The sequence below is a fragment of the Blastomonas sp. AAP53 genome (genome assembly GCF_000331245.1).
Lineage (GTDB): Bacteria > Pseudomonadota > Alphaproteobacteria > Sphingomonadales > Sphingomonadaceae > Blastomonas.
Map to the genome: position 1 here is coordinate 279,774 of NZ_ANFZ01000009.1, position 16,020 is coordinate 295,793.

Annotated in this window: 15 protein-coding genes; 8 read left to right on the plus strand and 7 right to left on the minus strand. The window is 63.1% G+C overall.

The window, feature by feature from the left end; translation table 11 throughout:
• Window positions 1-22: 22 nt before the first annotated feature.
• Complete coding sequence (locus D618_RS0108270) at window positions 23-1,147, plus strand: ATP phosphoribosyltransferase regulatory subunit (protein ID WP_017671036.1); 1,125 nt, start codon at window positions 23-25, stop codon at window positions 1,145-1,147.
• A gap of 14 nt (window positions 1,148-1,161) precedes the next feature.
• On the opposite strand, the gene D618_RS0108275 is transcribed toward D618_RS0108270, so the two are convergent.
• Window positions 1,162-2,181 carry an alpha/beta hydrolase gene (locus tag D618_RS0108275; protein ID WP_017671037.1) on the minus strand — a complete coding sequence of 340 codons (1,020 nt, stop codon included), beginning with the start codon at window positions 2,179-2,181 and terminating at the stop codon, window positions 1,162-1,164.
• A 192-nt stretch (window positions 2,182-2,373) separates the two neighbouring features.
• Between D618_RS0108275 and D618_RS0108280 the strand changes: the two genes are divergently transcribed.
• Genes D618_RS0108280 through grpE form a run of 4 tightly spaced genes read left to right on the plus strand, consistent with a single transcriptional unit; the run spans window position 2,374 to window position 6,310 of the window.
• Window positions 2,374-3,663, plus strand: coding sequence for an adenylosuccinate synthase (locus tag D618_RS0108280; protein WP_017671038.1), 1,290 nt, complete (start codon window positions 2,374-2,376; stop codon window positions 3,661-3,663).
• A gap of 25 nt (window positions 3,664-3,688) precedes the next feature.
• Complete coding sequence (locus D618_RS19010; RefSeq protein ID WP_152414602.1) at window positions 3,689-4,591, plus strand: hypothetical protein; 903 nt, start codon at window positions 3,689-3,691, stop codon at window positions 4,589-4,591.
• A gap of 55 nt (window positions 4,592-4,646) precedes the next feature.
• Entirely contained in the window at window positions 4,647-5,687 is a 1,041-nt protein-coding gene (gene hrcA, locus D618_RS0108290) for a heat-inducible transcriptional repressor HrcA (RefSeq protein ID WP_017671040.1), read from the plus strand.
• Window positions 5,684-6,310 (plus strand): nucleotide exchange factor GrpE, encoded by a 627-nt coding sequence (gene grpE / locus D618_RS0108295; RefSeq protein ID WP_017671041.1) that lies wholly within the window; start codon window positions 5,684-5,686, stop codon window positions 6,308-6,310. The genes hrcA and grpE overlap by 4 nt, the downstream gene beginning before the upstream one ends.
• Here the strand turns inward: grpE and D618_RS0108300 are convergent.
• Together D618_RS0108300 and D618_RS0108305 are read right to left on the minus strand one after the other, a co-directional pair.
• Window positions 6,307-6,774 carry a hypothetical protein gene (locus D618_RS0108300; protein ID WP_017671042.1) on the minus strand — a complete coding sequence of 156 codons (468 nt, stop codon included), beginning with the start codon at window positions 6,772-6,774 and terminating at the stop codon, window positions 6,307-6,309. The two genes, grpE and D618_RS0108300, sit on opposite strands and share 4 nt — an antisense overlap.
• A complete protein-coding gene (locus D618_RS0108305) occupies window positions 6,774-7,226 on the minus strand; it encodes a copper chaperone PCu(A)C (protein ID WP_017671043.1) in 453 nt (150 codons plus the stop codon). The genes D618_RS0108300 and D618_RS0108305 overlap by 1 nt, the downstream gene beginning before the upstream one ends.
• 196 nt (window positions 7,227-7,422) lie before the next feature.
• Here D618_RS0108305 and dnaK point away from each other — a divergent pair, with 196 nt between their 5' ends.
• Together dnaK and dnaJ are read left to right on the plus strand one after the other, a co-directional pair.
• Window positions 7,423-9,324, plus strand: coding sequence for a molecular chaperone DnaK (gene dnaK / locus D618_RS0108310; protein WP_017671044.1), 1,902 nt, complete (start codon window positions 7,423-7,425; stop codon window positions 9,322-9,324).
• A 117-nt stretch (window positions 9,325-9,441) separates the two neighbouring features.
• Entirely contained in the window at window positions 9,442-10,578 is a 1,137-nt protein-coding gene (dnaJ, locus tag D618_RS0108315) for a molecular chaperone DnaJ (protein WP_026091448.1), read from the plus strand.
• Between the two features lie 50 nt (window positions 10,579-10,628).
• Here dnaJ and aguB read toward each other — a convergent pair whose 3' ends face one another.
• The 4 genes from aguB to D618_RS0108335 all read right to left on the minus strand — a co-directional run bounded on the left by aguB (window position 10,629) and on the right by D618_RS0108335 (window position 15,103).
• Entirely contained in the window at window positions 10,629-11,477 is an 849-nt protein-coding gene (aguB, locus tag D618_RS0108320; protein ID WP_017671046.1) for an N-carbamoylputrescine amidase, read from the minus strand.
• 9 nt (window positions 11,478-11,486) lie between these two features.
• Window positions 11,487-12,335, minus strand: coding sequence for a class I SAM-dependent methyltransferase (locus D618_RS0108325; RefSeq protein WP_017671047.1), 849 nt, complete (start codon window positions 12,333-12,335; stop codon window positions 11,487-11,489).
• Window positions 12,336-12,415: 80 nt separating this feature from the next.
• Window positions 12,416-13,414 (minus strand): agmatine deiminase family protein, encoded by a 999-nt coding sequence (locus D618_RS0108330; protein WP_017671048.1) that lies wholly within the window; start codon window positions 13,412-13,414, stop codon window positions 12,416-12,418.
• A gap of 9 nt (window positions 13,415-13,423) precedes the next feature.
• On the minus strand, window positions 13,424-15,103 hold the full coding sequence (locus D618_RS0108335; RefSeq protein WP_017671049.1) for a M28 family metallopeptidase: 1,680 nt from the start codon (window positions 15,101-15,103) through the stop codon (window positions 13,424-13,426).
• A gap of 287 nt (window positions 15,104-15,390) precedes the next feature.
• On the opposite strand from D618_RS0108335, the gene D618_RS0108340 reads away from it, so the two are divergent.
• Window positions 15,391-15,990 carry a sigma-70 family RNA polymerase sigma factor gene (locus D618_RS0108340; RefSeq protein WP_017671050.1) on the plus strand — a complete coding sequence of 200 codons (600 nt, stop codon included), beginning with the start codon at window positions 15,391-15,393 and terminating at the stop codon, window positions 15,988-15,990.
• The last annotated feature ends 30 nt before the right edge of the window (window positions 15,991-16,020 follow it).

Genomic DNA, 16,020 nt, shown 5'->3' on the forward strand with positions numbered 1-16,020 from the left:
CTAATCGTCTAAGCGCAGCGGCATGTCTGATCCGAATCCCGATATCCTGCCTGCAGGTCTGTCCGATCTGCTGCCCCCGCGCGCCGAACAGGCCGCCTGGCTGACCCGCAATGCCATGCAGGTGTTCGCCGGGCATGGCTATGACCGGGTGTCTCCGCCATTGGTCGAATATGAGCGCTCGCTCGCGCTGCGCATGCAGGGAACAGGGCGGCAGCACCTGTTCCGGATGGTGGATCCATCATCGATGCGGACGCTGGCCATCCGGTCCGACATTACCGTGCAAGTGGGGCGCGTCGCCACGACCCTGATGGCATCTGCGCCGCGCCCGCTGCGATTGAGCTATGCCGGACAGGTGCTGCGCATCTCCTCCGATCAGCTCACTCCAGAGCGCGAGCGACTGCAGATCGGTGCCGAGCTTATCGGTCACGACAACGTGGCCGCGGCACAGGAAGTGGTGCGGATTGCGATCGAGGCGCTGGCGCAGGCCGGCGCAACCGGCATTACCGTCGACCTGACATTGCCCGATCTGGTCGATACGCTTGCCGCGACCGCCTTTCCACTTTCTGCCGAACACATCGACGCGGTTCGGCGCGAGCTCGACATGAAGGATGCAGGCGGGCTGACTGCGCTGGGCGCGGATGCGTATCTGCCGTTGCTTTACGCCATGGGGCCATTTGACGACGCAATCGACGCACTCGCTGCTATCGACGCAGGCGGTGTTCTGGCCAGCCGGATCAAGGCCTTGCGCGAAATTGTTGCAGGATTGCCGGCAGATGTCGCGGTGACGCTCGATCCGACGGAACGGCATGGCTTTGAGTATCAAAGCTGGTTCGGCTTTTCGCTCTATGCCGAAGGATGCGCCGGTGCGTTGGGGCGGGGCGGCACCTATGCCATCCCGAACGGCAAGGGCGGGCAGGAAGTGGCGACCGGCTTTTCGCTCTACCCCGACGCGCTGCTCGATCTGGGCGGGACTGGCGAAGGGCAGGGAGTGGCCAAGCTGTTCCTGCCATTGGACCATGATCGCGAAGTCGCAGCGCGGTTACGTGCCATCGGCTGGCGCACATTGGCTGCCATCACATCGGACGACGATGCGACAGACCTGGGGTGCACGCACACATTGGTGGGGCAGGATGCCGTGCCGCTGTGACGGCCAGGGTCTGATCAGCCTCCCGCCAGAAACGCTTGCACCAGGCTGGTCTGGCGGTTGCCGGTCTGGCCGAGTTCGCGGTTGATCGTCATGTGCGACACATCCTCGACTGCCTCCAGTTGCACCTGTGCGCCCGACGTCTGCAGCGCGGCGGCCAGTGTGGCAGACTGTTCTCTCGAATCCGCGCGCCGCGCCACATGCAGGATGAGCCAACGTGGCGCATTGGGCGCGGCAGCATGCTGGGTCGGCGAAAGCCGGGCCTGACGGGCAGGGTCGGTGCCGAACGCGGGTTCATAGATCTTGCGAGTCAGCACATTGGCCTGCTGCATCTGGCTGGCGACATCATAGCCGGCACCATCGAGCAGGATCACGCCCGCCAGACGGGTCAGGTCGGCGCCCAGATAGGCGGGATCGGTGGAAACCAGAGCTGCCAGATGCGCCCCTGCGCTATGCCCCATCACGATGACCCGGTCAGGGTCGATGCCCAGCGCACTGGCCTCGTGTGAAAGCCTCGCGATCGCTGCTGCGACATCGGCCGCCTGCTGCTCCACCGGAGCGTCAGGCAGCAGACGATAGCCCACTGAGGCAAAGCCCCATCCTTGCGCGTTGAAGAAGTCCGGCTTTTGCTGGACCATCTCCTTGCTGCCGTTCCGCCAGCCTCCGCCGTGGACATAGACCAGCAGCGGGTGGCCTTTGGCAGGGCGTGCGGTGGCGGGTGTGAACAGGTCGATCTTCTGGATCGGATCGCTGCCGTAGCTGATGCGTCTTGCTGGCCGCGCGGTTGTGGCGCGGGCTTCATCCTCGCGCATGCGCTGACCGATGGCCTGTACCATCTGCGCCTTGCATGGCGGGGAGAGTTCCTCGTGCCGTTCCTTCAGGCAGCTGCGGATTTCGCTGCGGTTCATGCCGCACAGCTGAACGACTTCTCGCCGACATTCGCGCGACAGCGCGCGGTCACGCCCGCCTGCCTGTTGCGCCGCGACCGATGTCGCCAGAACGCCGGTCAGGATGATGATAAGACCCTTTGCTCGCATGCGCCTGTCCCTCCAGCACTTGGCGTGATGCAGGATGCCGATTTCCAGGGTGCGACGTCCATCCCCGAAGTGCACTAATTTGTATCACAGTTTCGCGGTACGGGCTGGACGTCGCCGCTTGCCGTCACTAGGACGGCCCGGCTTTGCGCGCGGCCATTCTGCGCGCTTTCCATCGAACGAAGGTGTTGTTTCGTGGCGAATGTAACCGTGATCGGTGCCCAGTGGGGCGATGAAGGCAAAGGCAAGATTGTCGACTGGCTGGCGGAGCGCGCCGATGCGGTCATCCGTTTCCAGGGTGGGCACAATGCCGGGCATACCTTGGTCATCGGCGAAAAGGTGTTCAAACTGTCGCTGCTGCCGTCGGGCATCGTGCGCGGAACTTTCAGCGTCATCGGCAATGGCGTGGTTCTGGATCCCTGGGCGCTGCGCGATGAGGTAGAGAAGCTGCGCGGCCAGGGCGTGGAGATTACGCCGGAAAACCTTGCGATCGCGGACAATTGTCCTTTGATCCTGCCGTTCCACCGTGATCTCGATGCGCTGCGCGAGGATGCGAGCGGTCAGGGCAAGATCGGCACGACCCGGCGCGGCATCGGCCCTGCCTATGAAGACAAGGTCGGCAGGCGCGCGATCCGGGTGTGCGACCTTGCGCATCTCGATTCGCTCGATCCGCAGCTCGATCGTCTGTGCGCACATCATGATGCGCTGCGCGCCGGTTTCAATGAGCCCCCGATCGACCGGGCGCAGCTGCTGGCCGAGCTGGCCGAGATCGCGCCTTTCGTGCTGCAGTTCGCGCAGCCGGTGTGGAAGCGGCTGGGTGAAATCCGCCGCGCCGGTGCGCGCATGTTGTTCGAGGGCGCACAAGGCGTGCTGCTCGATGTCGACCACGGCACCTATCCCTTCGTCACCTCGTCGAACACGATCACCGGCTCGGCCTCGGGCGGCAGCGGCCTGGGTCCGCAAGCCAGCGGCTTCGTACTGGGCATCGTCAAGGCGTACACCACGCGCGTCGGTTCCGGCCCGTTCCCCACCGAACTTGAGGATGACATTGGCCAGCGATTGGGCGAGCGCGGTCATGAGTTCGGCACCGTCACCGGGCGCAAGCGCCGCTGCGGCTGGTTCGATGCGACGCTGGTACGCCAGAGCTGCGCCGTGGCAGGCGTCACCGGCATCGCGCTGACCAAGCTCGATGTGCTCGACGGCTTCGACAAGCTCAAGATCTGCACCGGCTATCGCCTCAATGGCAAGGTGCTGGACTATTTCCCCGCGCACGCCGGTGATCAGGCAGCGGTGCAGCCGATCTATGAGGAAATGGACGGTTGGCACGAATCCACCGCTGGCGCGCGTAGCTGGGTTGACCTGCCCGCGCAGGCCATCAAGTATATCCGCCGGGTCGAGGAACTGATCCAGTGCCCGGTGGCGCTGGTATCCACTTCGCCCGAGCGTGAGGATACCATCCTGGTCCGCGATCCGTTCGCGGATTGAGGGCTGCGGAACAAGGGGGATTTCGATGTCCGAAGACGGGCCAATGCCATTTGGGGACTGGCCCGCGCCGCGTGTCAGCACGTTGAAAATCGCTGCGCAGACCCTTGAAATTGCAGGCCTAATCGAAGCGGCAGGATGGCCGGTCGCAGCGGACGGTGACGACAGGCTGACTCAAGCCAATATCATCGCCCTGGACTGGCGTGCGGATGTTCCTTCGGATGCAGGTCTTGCGCACCTGCCGTTGGATTGCGGTCTGCTGGTGCTGGTCAGCCTGGATACCATCGACAGCGCCGATGCGGTCCTGCAGGGATATTGCGCGCGCTGCGTTTTCGATGCGACACCTGGCCCTGTCGCCGTTGAACTTGCCGAACTTGCAGCACTGGTGACCGGTCGCACTGCCTCGGATCCCCATAGTGGAGAACGAGCCCGGTTGCAGGCGATGGCAGCCGAGCTGGCCCGCCTGGCCGAACAGCTGGGATCGTTGTCGTCGGATATCATGACCGGCAATCCTGATGACACACTGGCCGAGCAGACGCTCGCTTATCGTGCCGAGGCGGCTCTGGATCGCACGCCTGCGACACCGCCAGACCCTCAGCGCATTCGCCATCTGATCAGCATGCGGCGGTTGCGCGACCGGTTCTTCAATGCTGACCTGTTTGCCGATCCTGCGTGGGACATATTGCTCGACCTGTCGGCGTCGCGGCTGGAGGGGCGGTCGGTGTCTGTGTCGAGCCTGTGCATCGCCGCCTCGGTGCCGCCGACAACCGCCTTGCGCTGGATTCGCATGATGACCGATCAGAACCTGCTGGTTCGCCGAGCAGATGCGGCTGATGCGCGCCGCATGTTCGTCGACATTTCCGATGCCGCCTTCGATCAGGTGGCAGGCTGGTTTGCAATGGCAGATGCTCGCGGCGGATTGGGCGTTTGACCGCTGCCACCCACGATGACTTGGCAGACCGCATGGTTCTGCCTAACTTGCAGTCATGACCAGTCCGTTCACCGAACTGAACGACCGCGCCCGCGATGTCTTTCGCATCGTCGTGGAAAGCTATCTCGATACCGGCCTTCCAGTGGGCTCGCGCACCATTTCCAAATCCACGGTCGTCAACCTGTCTCCAGCCTCGATCCGCAATGTCATGCAGGATCTGGAGGAGCTGGGCTTGCTCGCCGCGCCGCACACAAGCGCGGGCCGCATGCCGACCGAACAGGGCCTGCGGCTGTTTGTCGACGGCATGATGCAGGTGGCAGAGCCCTCACAGGAAGAGCGCGCCGCGATCGAAAAGCAGCTGGAGGGTTCAGGGCCGATCGAGGCTGCGCTGGCCGCCACCACCCAGGCCTTGTCGGGGCTTTCGGCATGCGCAGGAATTGTCATGGTCCCGCAGCGCGAGCCCGTCCTGCGTCAGATGAACTTCGTGCGCCTGTCTGATACCCAGGTTCTGGCTGTGCTGGTCGGCAACGACAGCAGCATCGAGAACCGCGTGCTGCAGATCGACCGGCGGGTCACCGAATCGATGCTGGTGCAGGCCGGCAATTTCATCACCGCGCGTTTATCCGGACGCAGCCTTTCCCAGGCCTTGGCCACGCTGGAGGCGGAGATCAGCACGGAGCGTGCCGCGCTCGACATGGCGAGTTCCGATCTCGTGCGGCGGGGGCTGGCTTTGTGGTCGCGCGACGGGTCAAATCGCCCCGTGCTCATCGTGCGCGGCCAGGCAAATCTGCTCGACAACGATGCCGTTGCCGATCTGGAACGGGTGCGCCGCCTGCTCGACGAACTTGAAGCCATGCAGGACATTGCCCATCTTCTCGACAGCGCACGCGAAGCAGCTTCGGCCCGGATCTTCATCGGGGCGGAAAACAAATTGTTTTCGCTTTCCGGGTCATCCGTGATAGCGGCGCCCTATCGTGACGGCGAAGGCCGTGTTGTTGGCGTGGTCGGGGTCATTGGCCCAACCCGCCTCAATTATGCGCGTATTGTACCGATGGTGGACTTTACCGCGCAGAGCCTGACCCGATTGTTGAAATGAGCAGGAACACCGTGATCCACGACGAAACCGAAACCCAAAAGACCGCCACCACCGAGACTGAAGCGGGACAGCCGCTCGATGCGGAAGCTGCCGCTGAACTGGAGGGCGTGCCTGACAGCTTGACGCAGCAGGGCGATGGCCAGACCGAACTGGAAGAGCGCATTGCCACGCTGGAGGCACAGCTTGCTGATGCGAAGCAGGACGTGCTGTACGCGCGCGCCGATACGCAGAACGTGCGTCGCCGCCTGGAAAAGGATGCGCAGGACGCGCGCGCCTATGCCGCGACCGGTTTTGCCCGCGACATCCTGTCGGTATCGGACAACCTGTCGCGCGCGCTGCAGCTGATCCCCGAGGATCTGCGTGAAGACGAAAAGTGGAAGGGCCTGGTCGTCGGGTTGGAAGCCACCGGGCGCGAGCTTGACAACGTCTTTTCCAAGCACAGCATTTCGCGGATTGCCGCGATCGGTCTGCCGCTTGATCCCAACCAGCACCAGGCGATGATCGAAATTCCGAGCGCAGACGCGGAGCCCGGCACCGTGGTGCAGGAACTGCAGGCAGGTTACATGATCAAGGATCGTCTGCTGCGCCCGGCGCTGGTCGCGGTGGCCAAGAAGCCCGACTAAACCGGGAAGGGCAGGATCTGCCGATAGGTGGCAAGCGGCGGTGCTCCTGGCACCCCGCTGCCCTGGCGGATCATGAAGGCATGGCGGACCAGTTCCGCCTGCTGCTCCAGCCCGTATTTGGCAAACCGTTGCCCGGGCTTGATGGCATAATCATAGCGGCAGAACGGGTGGCGCTTCAGCGGCAGGAAAATGCCGTGCTGATACTGCCAGACATGCACCATCTCGTGGATGAACAGCCCCTGGCGGGACACGCTGGCGCAGCTGAAATCGTCGCAATAGGCGGTACCGCCGGGGTGAAAGTGGATATGCCCCATCGGAGCCATGATGGTGCGCCGGGGTTGAAAGAAAATCCATTTCTTCAGCCGGATGCGCACCTTGTCATAGGCAATCGTATCGCCAAACACCGACCGCGCAAGATCGATCTCCTGCGCGGTCAGCGGCCTGTCGATAACGGGTCGGCCCATTAATGCGCCATACCGTCTTCGGGCTTCATCGCGTCGATCCTGGCATCGACTGCGATCTTTTCGCCGTTGCCGAAGGCAAAGACGAACTCCGCCTTGCCGGCCTTCTTGGCGGCTTCATCGATGCCCCAGATCATCACATGCTTGCCGCCCGGTGCGAACTCGACCGTACCGCGCTTGGGCACCTCGACCGCGCTGATCGGCCGCATCATCGACATGCCGTTTTCCTCGACCGTCTCGTGCATCTCGAGCCGCAGGATCCAGGGCGAGGTGATCGACCGCAGATCGGTGTCTTCCGGGCCTCCGCGCACGGTGAAATACAGCACCGATGGGTTATCGGCGACCGGGGAGAGCTTCACATAGGCTTTTTCCACCAGCAACTGGGCGGGCGGCTGGCAAGCGGAAAGCAGCGCGAGCGCAAGCCCTGCGACCACCATATAGACTGTACGCAGCATCGGGATTTCATCCTCCTCACCATGTGCCGAAATCGGCCAGATCGGCCCTGTGCACCATGTAGATACTGGGATGCCTTGTGCCAAGCGAAAGCAACCCTATATCCGCCATCGGGGACGGAATTGCCGGATGCTTGGGGGCATGACGGCGGTTCGTATTCTTTCATCTGCATATCGAAAGTTACGTGGGAAAAGCATTATGGCAAAAGTAATCGGTATCGACCTTGGCACCACCAACAGCTGCGTGTCCGTCATGGACGGCGACAAGCCCAAGGTTATCGAAAATTCCGAGGGCGCACGCACAACGCCGTCGATCGTCGCGTTCACCAAGGATGGTGAGCGACTGGTCGGCCAGCCGGCCAAGCGCCAGGCGGTGACCAACCATGAAAGCACCATCTTCGCGGTCAAGCGCCTGATCGGTCGTCGCTTCGACGATCCGCTGACCAAGAAGGACATGGAGCTGGTGCCTTATGGCATCGTCAAGGGCAGCAATGGCGATGCGTGGGTCCACGCGGGCGGCAAGGATTACTCGCCCGCTGAAATCAGCGCCTTCACGCTGCAGAAGATGAAGGAAACCGCCGAGAGCTATCTCGGCGAAACCGTCACGCAGGCCGTCATTACGGTTCCGGCGTACTTCAACGACGCCCAGCGTCAGGCCACCAAGGATGCAGGCCGCATTGCGGGCCTCGAAGTTCTGCGCATCATCAACGAGCCGACTGCGGCGGCCCTGGCCTATGGTCTCGACAAGAACGACGGCAAGACGATTGCCGTCTATGACCTTGGCGGCGGCACGTTCGACATCTCGATCCTCGAAATCGGCGATGGCGTGTTCGAGGTGAAGGCGACCAACGGCGACACCTTCCTGGGTGGTGAAGATTTCGACTCGAAGCTGGTCGAATTCCTGGCTGAAGACTTCAAGAAGGTCGAAGGGATCGATCTCACCAAGGACAAGCTGGCTCTGCAGCGTCTGAAGGAAGCGGCTGAAAAGGCGAAGATCGAACTTTCGTCGGCGCAGACGACCGAGGTCAACCTGCCCTTCATCACGGCCGACCAGAACGGACCCAAGCATCTGGTCAAGACGATCAGCCGCTCGGACCTCGAAAAGCTGGTCGCCGATCTGATCAAGCGCACGCTCGATCCGTGCAAGAAGGCGCTGGAAGACGCAGGCCTCAAGGCCTCCGACATTGACGACGTCGTGCTCGTCGGCGGCATGACCCGCATGCCGCGCGTGCGCGAAGTGGTGAAGGAATTCTTCGGCAAGGAACCGCACACCGGCGTCAATCCCGATGAAGTCGTCGCCATGGGCGCGGCGATCCAGGCAGGCGTTCTGCAGGGCGACGTCAAGGATGTGCTGCTGCTCGACGTCACCCCGCTGTCGCTGGGTATCGAGACGCTGGGTGGCGTGTTCACCCGGATGATCGACCGCAACACCACGATCCCGACCAAGAAATCGCAGACCTATTCGACCGCTGACGACAACCAGCAGGCAGTGACGATCCGCGTGTTCCAGGGCGAGCGTGAAATGGCGGCAGATAACAAGCTGCTGGGTCAGTTCGACCTGGTCGGCATCCCGCCCGCACCGCGCGGCGTGCCGCAGATCGAGGTCACGTTCGACATCGACGCCAACGGCATCGTCAACGTCTCGGCCAAGGACAAGGGCACCGGCAAGGAGCAGGTGATCCGCATCCAGGCATCGGGCGGCCTCAGCGACGCCGACATCGACCAGATGGTCAAGGATGCCGAGCGTTTCGCCGAGGAAGACAAGAAGCGTCGTGAGGCGGCCGAAGCGAAGAACAACGCCGAAAGCCTGCTGCACAGCACCGAAAAGCAGCTCGAAGAGCATGGCGACAAGGTGGACGCTGCGATCAAGGGCGAGATCGAAACCGCGATCGCTGAACTCAAGACAGCGATCGAGGGCAACGAGCCCGAGGCGATGAAGACCAAGACCGAAGCTCTGGCGCAGGCAGCGATGAAGCTGGGCCAGGCGATCTACGAGAAGGAACAGGCTGCGGCAGCCTCTCCGGCGGCAGATACTGCTCCGGCTGAGGACAATGTCGTCGATGCCGAGTTCTCGGAAGTGGACGGCGACGCGAAAAGCTGATTGCCGGATTGATGACCGACGGTTTGACCGGGCGGGATTGCGGGGCAGGGGTGGTCAAGGCCATCCCCGCTACGCCGTCCCGCCCGGTCGCTGCATGATGAATCGCGACCCATGACCATGACCATAGCCCAAGATTATTATGAGCGGCTGGGCGTGTCCCGCACTGCGGACGACGCCACGCTCAAGTCCGCGTATCGCAAGCTTGCGATGCAGTGGCACCCCGACCGCAACCCCGGTGACGCCGATGCCGAAGCGCGCTTCAAGGCGATCAGCCAGGCCTATGATTGCCTGAAGGACCCGCAGAAGCGCGCAGCCTATGACCGTTACGGGCCGGAAGCCTATGAAAACGGCATGTCCGGTGGCGGCGGCGGGCGAGGTGGCGCTGAAGGCTTTTCCGACCTTGGCGACATTTTCGACACCATTTTTGGCGGTGGTTTTGGTGGCGCAGGCGGGCGTCGCGGCCCGGCGCGTGGCGCGGACCTGCGCTATGACATGGAAATCTCGCTCGAGGAGGCCTATCACGGTAAGGCCAGCGAGATCACGATCGATGTTGCGGCCACCTGCGAGACCTGTGACGGCAAGGGCGCAGAGCCGGGCACCAAGGTGCGCACCTGCAACCTGTGCGGTGGCAGCGGCAAGATGCGCGCGCAGCAGGGCTTTTTCGTCGTCGAGCGGACGTGCCCCAACTGCCATGGCAGCGGTCAGGTCATCGAGAGCCCATGCCACAGCTGCCGCGGTGAAGGCCGAGTCGACAAGCAGCAGACGCTGTCGGTCGATATCCCGCCGGGTGTCGACAACGGCACGCGCATCCGCCTGACCGGCAAGGGCGAGGCGGGGCCCAAGGGCTCTCCGCCGGGCGATCTGTATATCTTCATCCACGTCTCGCGCCATCGCATCTTCGAGCGCGACGGCACCACTTTGGTGACCCGCTGCCCGATCAGCATCACCACCGCTGCTCTGGGCGGCGAGCTGGAAATCCCCGGGCTGGATGGCAAGCGGCACCGCATCAGCATTCCAGCCGGCATCCAGTCGGGCAAGCAGTTGCGTCAGCGCGGCGCGGGCATGCCCGTGCTGCAGGGCCGGGGTACAGGCGACATGGTCATACAGATCGATGTCGAAACGCCCACCAAGCTGTCGGCGCGGCAGAAGGAGCTGCTGCGCGAGTTTCAGGCGACTGAAACAGGCCAGGAAAGCCCGGAAAGCACCGGCTTTTTCGCCAAGCTCAAGGAAATGTGGGACGGGATCGGCGAATAGCGCCTTCGGGCGTTAGCCGTCGCACTTAGCCACCGTACGGGGAGGCTGGCTCAGATATCCTGCGCCAGCCGGCCGTAGAGCTCGGGCCTGCGGTCGCGGAAAAAGCCCATGCCCGCGCGGTGGCGGCGTGCCTGCGCCAGATCGAGCGTCGCCACCAGCACCCCGGTTTCTTCCGCGCCATATTCCAGCACCAGGTCGCCCCATTCGTTGGTGATGAAGCTGTGGCCATAGAAGCTCTGGTTGCCCTCGCTGCCGATGCGGTTGCTGGCGATCACCGGCATGCAGTTCGACACCGCATGGCCCTGCATCGCGCGCCGCCACATGCGGCTGGTGTCGAGGTCGGCGTCATAGGGCTCTGATCCGATCGCGGTCGGATAGAACAGCAGCTCGGCGCCCATCAGCGCCATCGCGCGGGCGGTTTCCGGATACCATTGGTCCCAGCAGATCCCCACGCCGATCCGCGTGCCAAACACGTCCCACACCTTGAACCCGGTATTGCCGGGGCGGAAATAGTATTTTTCCTCATAGCCCGGACCGTCCGGGATATGGCTCTTGCGATAGACGCCGATGATCTCGCCATCGGGGTTGATCATCGCCAGTGAATTATAATGGTGTGGCCCATCGCGCTCGAAGAAGCTGGTGGGAATGGCGACCTTGAGCTGCCGTGCCAGTTTCGCCATCGCGCGCACCGAGGGATGGTCTGCTGTGGGATAAGCGGTCGCAAACAGCGCCTCGTCCTCGACCTGACAGAAATATGGGCCCTCGAACAATTCGGGCGGCAGGATGATCTGCGCGCCCCTGTCGGCTGCGAACGCGACGAGGTCCGTCACCGCCTCGATATTCTCGGGCGTGGACGCGCCCAGGGGAAGCTGCAAGGCGGCGACGGTGATCTCGGTCATGGGTTGAAATTACTTCTTCTTGAACAACAGGGTCATGCGGTCGGATTCACCGATTGCGGCGTATTTGTCGCGGTCGACATCCTTGAGCGCATAGTTGGGTGGAAGCGTCCAGACGCCGCCGGGATAATCTGCCGTGTCCTTCGGGTTGGCGTTGATCTCGCTCATGCCCGCCAGTTCGAAGCCGTGCTTTTCGAACATGGCGACGACGTCGGCTTCCTTCATATAGCCCTTGGAGCCATCGACATAGGCTGCAGGGGCATCCGCCTTGGCGCGGTGCTGCTCGATGCCGACCATGCCGCCGGGCTTTAGCATGGCATGGATGGCAACCAGCTCGCTGCCCAGGATACCCGAACGATTGAGGTTGTGCAGCATGCGGAAGATCAGCACCCGATCAACCTTGCCCTTGAGCTCTGCAGGAACATCGTTGGTCACATAAGCGGCAATCTTGTCCGCCGCGATACCCGTCGCCTTGGCTGCACGCTCTGGGTAGGCGGTCGGATAGGCCGCCATCTGCGCCTTGCGCTCTGCGCTGAGCGACGGGCTGCTGGGTGATACGCCGAGTGCAACATATTTGCCGCTGTTGGCGGTCAACGGGGCAAGAATCTTGGTGTACCAGCCGCCATCAGCCGCATATTCGGCGACCACCATGTTCGGCGCGACCTGGAAGAATTCCAGTGTTTCCTTCGGGTGGCGGTACTTGTCGCGCGCCTTGTCTTCACCACGCAGTTCGGCAGCGACTGCGGCCTCGATGGCAGACGATGCACTGGCATCGGCAGCTTCGGTGGCGAAGCTTGGCGTGGCAGCGAGCAGGGGCAAGGCGGTGCCTGCAATCAGGGCACGGATGATCAGGTGGCGCATGGGGGGCAATCCTCTGTTAGGTTGTCTGGGAAATATAGGATGCTTGGCGGCTTCGGCTATACCCCGACCCGCAAAACCGATCAATCGAACTGCGGCATCTGCTGGCTGGCACAATGGAAGCTGCCGCCGCCCGCCAGCACCGCATCGGCGCGCAGGCCGATGGTGCGCCGGTCGGGGAAGCAGGCCGCAATCGCCTCGACCGCAGGGCCATCCGAAGCGCCGCCATAGATGGGCACAACGACGAGATGGCTGGTGATCGCGAAGTTCATGTGGCTGGCCGGTTGCACCTTCATCGCACCCTCCGCATCGACCCGTTCGACCAGACCGGGCGAGGGGATGGGAATAACCTTGAGCCCGAAGGCTTCGGCGCGATGACGGGCGTCGGCATAGATCGCAGCATTCGGATCGTCGTTCCCCGCAGCGACCGGCAGCGCCAGCGTCCCCGGAGCAACGAAGCGCGCGAGATTGTCGACATGGCCATCGGTGTGATCGTTGATCAGCCCGTCACCCAGCCACAACAGCCGCTCGATGCCCAGATCGCGCTGCAGCCGCGCTTCGATGTCTTCTCGCGACAGGTGCGGATTACGGTTGGGGTTGAGCAGGCACTGTTCGGTAGTGACGCCTATGCCCGTTCCATCGACGTCGATCGCGCCGCCTTCCAGCACCCAGTCCGCCCCGGTGGAGGTCAGCGCTGCCTCGTCGGCCAGCGCCGCGCCGATCCCGGTGTCGCCGGGCATCACATATTTGCCGCCCCAGCCGTTGAAGCCGAACAGCTGCGCGCTGGGCGTGCCGCCTGCTTCACGCACCACCAGCGGTCCGGTGTCGCGCAGCCAGATATCGCCGTAATGATGAACGCGGATGTCCACGGCATCGCCGGCAAGGCTGCGCGCCAGTTCGGCGTGCTCTTCATCCGGGCACACCAGGCGAGCGGGCTGGCCACTTTCGGCGACGGCCCGCGCAAAGGCTGCGATCTCGCCCTGCGCCGGCGCGAGGAACCCCTGCCATTCATCGGCAAGGTGCGGGAAGCCGATCCACAGCCATTGCTGCGGGCTCCACTCGGGCGGCATCATCTGGTTCATCGGTTCAGCTCACTTGCCTGCGCGGCTTTTGTCACGGATAGCGCGGAATTCATCGCCTTCCACCCAATTGGGCCAGCTTTGCGAGTTCGCCAGGCTGCGGCCGATGCGGTAATACAGCGAGAGGTCACCCATCACACCCGACCAGTCCCAGGCAGGATTATATTCGTCCTTGGGACCATGGTAGCGGTTCTCGGTATAGTCCTTGCCGGCCGCTTCACCCGCTGCCTTACCGCCTTGCACCAGATCGTCGCCACCATCGATATAGAGCATCGGCACGCCTTCCTTGGCGAGGCTGAAATGGTCCGAGCGATAGTAATAGCCGTTCTGCGGTGTCGGGTCGGGTTGCGCCACGCGCCCTTCCGATTTCAGTGCCGCAGCGAGAAAGTCGTCGAGTTGCGACTTGCCCTTGCCCACAACGGTCACGTTCCTTGACGGCCCTGCCATCAGGAAGGCGTCCATGTTGATGCCGCCCACTGTCTGCGCCAGCGGATAGATAGGGTTCTGGCCATAATAAGCCGATCCCAGCAGGCCCGATTCCTCTGCCGTCACCGCCAGGAAGACGATGCTGCGGTCGGGTGCTCCGGCTTTGCTGAACGCCTCGGCCAAAGCCACCAGAGCGGCGGTGCCAGTGGCGTTATCGACCGCGCCATTGCAGATATCATCGCCATCGGCTGCAGGCTTGCAGCGGCCCAGGTGATCCCAGTGCGCGGTGTAGAGCACATATTCATCGGGTCTCTTGGCGCCGGGCAATATGCCGATGATGTTGTTCGAGGCCATCGTCGAGACCGTGTTGTCGAATGATACGCTGGCCTTCACCCCCAGGGGCACGGGCTTGAACCCCTTGGTCCTGGCAGCAGCACTCAGGGCAGCCAGATCCTGGCCGCCACTGGCCAGCAGCTTTTCCGCCGCCGCCTTCTGAATCCAGCCATTGGCCATGGTTTCGCTCGCGCCCTTGTCGGCGCTCTGCGCGAAGAACTGTGCGCCGGTCCAGCTGGATTCGACAACGCCCCAGCCATAAGCGGCGGGGATCGTATCGTGGACGATCAGCGCAGCGGCCGCCCCCTGGCGCGCGGCCTCTTCGTACTTGTAGGTCCAGCGGCCATAATAGGTCATCGCTTTGCCGCCGAATTCGCCGGTCAGGTCGGCGCTGTCGTAATCGGGGTCGTTCACCAGGATGACCACCGTCTTGCCGCGTACATCGAGCCCGGCATAGTCGTTCCAGCCCTTTTCCGGCGCGTTGATGCCATAGCCGACGAACACGACCTCGCTGTCGGTGATCTGGGTGCGTGGTGCTTCGCGATAGCTGCCGACCACCATGTCGGTGCCATAAGCAAGGCTGAGCGGAGTCTTGCCACCAGTGAAAGTCAGCGGGCTGACGTTGCTCGCCTCGATCGAGACCAAAGGCACCGGCTGCAGCCAGCTGTTGCCATTTCCGGGCTTGAGCCCCGCCTTGGCAAAACGCTCGGTGAGCAGGGCGATCGTCTTCCGTTCACCGATGGTACCGGGCGCCCGGCCTTCAAACTCGTCCGACGCCAGCATCCGGGTGACGTCCTTCATCGTATCTTCGGCAATCGGGTAGGTGGACGTTTCCGGAATGTCGATGGTCGGTGCCTGCTGAGCGATCGCGGCGTTGGCGGTCAGCAAGGCAAGCGGGGCCGCAGCAAGTTTGAACAAGGTCTTGACGGTCATGGGCGCTCTTTTCGCAAAAATGGGAGACGGGCGGATCACGATACCGCCATGGGAAGGTGTGTGCCATCGCGATGACGGGCAGGCAAGCAAAGCCATTCACAGCCCGCCGACGCATGCTTGTGAAATGCAACGAATTTCCTTAACGCTCGTTGCCGAGTTAACATGTGTCAATGACGGACGGTTCAGCCACGGGGCGAATCGTCTTCCGACAGCCTTGATGTACAAGAAGGTCAGGCCTGCAATCCATGGCGTTTGACAGTTCCGCAGACGCCGCGCCAGAGGCTGCCATGCCGCTGGACGATGATGCGTTCAAGGCGCAGCTTGCCGCGCTGATCCCCCATTTGCGCGCCTATGGCCGTTCGCTCAGCGGAAACCGCGATGTGGCCGATGATCTGGTACAGGACACGATGCTCAAGGCATGGGCCGCGCGCGGCCGCTTTGCTGCCGGCACCAACATGCGCGCGTGGACGTTCATCATCCTGCGCAACTCCTTCCTGTCGCAGCGCAGGCGCGCGCGGTTCACTACCGAGTGGGACGATGTCGTAGCCGATCGCATCCTGTCGATGCCGGCTGGTCAGGGCGATCAGCTGCACCTTGCCGATGTGCAGCGGGCGTTGATGCAGCTGCCTGAAAGCCAGCGTGAAGCCTTGATCCTCGTGGGGGCTGGCGGTTTTTCCTATGAGGAAGCCGCCGATATCTGCGGCGTCGCGCTGGGCACGATCAAGAGCCGGGTGGCGCGAGGCCGGTCGTCGCTGTCTGCCTTGATCGAAGATACCGCAGCAAGCGAAAGCCGGGGCGAGCGCACCTCTGATCCGATGGCCGCGATCATGGCGGATGTCGATCGCGTCAGCGGCGGCCTGCCCGGGCGGATCGATGGCGACGATTGACGGTCTGGCCGAGCAGGTCATTGCCTATCG

Bases quoted from the DNA above. Each gene is read 5' to 3' on its own strand.
- D618_RS0108340 (WP_017671050.1), top strand. From the start codon at position 15,391: ATGCCGCTGGACGATGATGCGTTCAAGGCGCAGCTTGCCGCGCTGATC.
- D618_RS0108325 (WP_017671047.1), bottom strand. From the start codon at position 12,335: ATGCGCCACCTGATCATCCGTGCCCTGATTGCAGGCACCGCCTTGCCC.
- grpE (WP_017671041.1), top strand. From the start codon at position 5,684: ATGAGCAGGAACACCGTGATCCACGACGAAACCGAAACCCAAAAGACC.
- D618_RS0108270 (WP_017671036.1), top strand. From the start codon at position 23: ATGTCTGATCCGAATCCCGATATCCTGCCTGCAGGTCTGTCCGATCTG.
- D618_RS0108275 (WP_017671037.1), bottom strand. From the start codon at position 2,181: ATGCGAGCAAAGGGTCTTATCATCATCCTGACCGGCGTTCTGGCGACA.
- dnaK (WP_017671044.1), top strand. From the start codon at position 7,423: ATGGCAAAAGTAATCGGTATCGACCTTGGCACCACCAACAGCTGCGTG.
- D618_RS0108300 (WP_017671042.1), bottom strand. From the start codon at position 6,774: ATGGGCCGACCCGTTATCGACAGGCCGCTGACCGCGCAGGAGATCGAT.
- dnaJ (WP_026091448.1), top strand. From the start codon at position 9,442: ATGACCATAGCCCAAGATTATTATGAGCGGCTGGGCGTGTCCCGCACT.
- aguB (WP_017671046.1), bottom strand. From the start codon at position 11,477: ATGACCGAGATCACCGTCGCCGCCTTGCAGCTTCCCCTGGGCGCGTCC.
- D618_RS0108305 (WP_017671043.1), bottom strand. From the start codon at position 7,226: ATGCTGCGTACAGTCTATATGGTGGTCGCAGGGCTTGCGCTCGCGCTG.
- D618_RS19010 (WP_152414602.1), top strand. From the start codon at position 3,689: ATGTCCGAAGACGGGCCAATGCCATTTGGGGACTGGCCCGCGCCGCGT.
- D618_RS0108330 (WP_017671048.1), bottom strand. From the start codon at position 13,414: ATGAACCAGATGATGCCGCCCGAGTGGAGCCCGCAGCAATGGCTGTGG.
- D618_RS0108335 (WP_017671049.1), bottom strand. From the start codon at position 15,103: ATGACCGTCAAGACCTTGTTCAAACTTGCTGCGGCCCCGCTTGCCTTG.
- hrcA (WP_017671040.1), top strand. From the start codon at position 4,647: ATGACCAGTCCGTTCACCGAACTGAACGACCGCGCCCGCGATGTCTTT.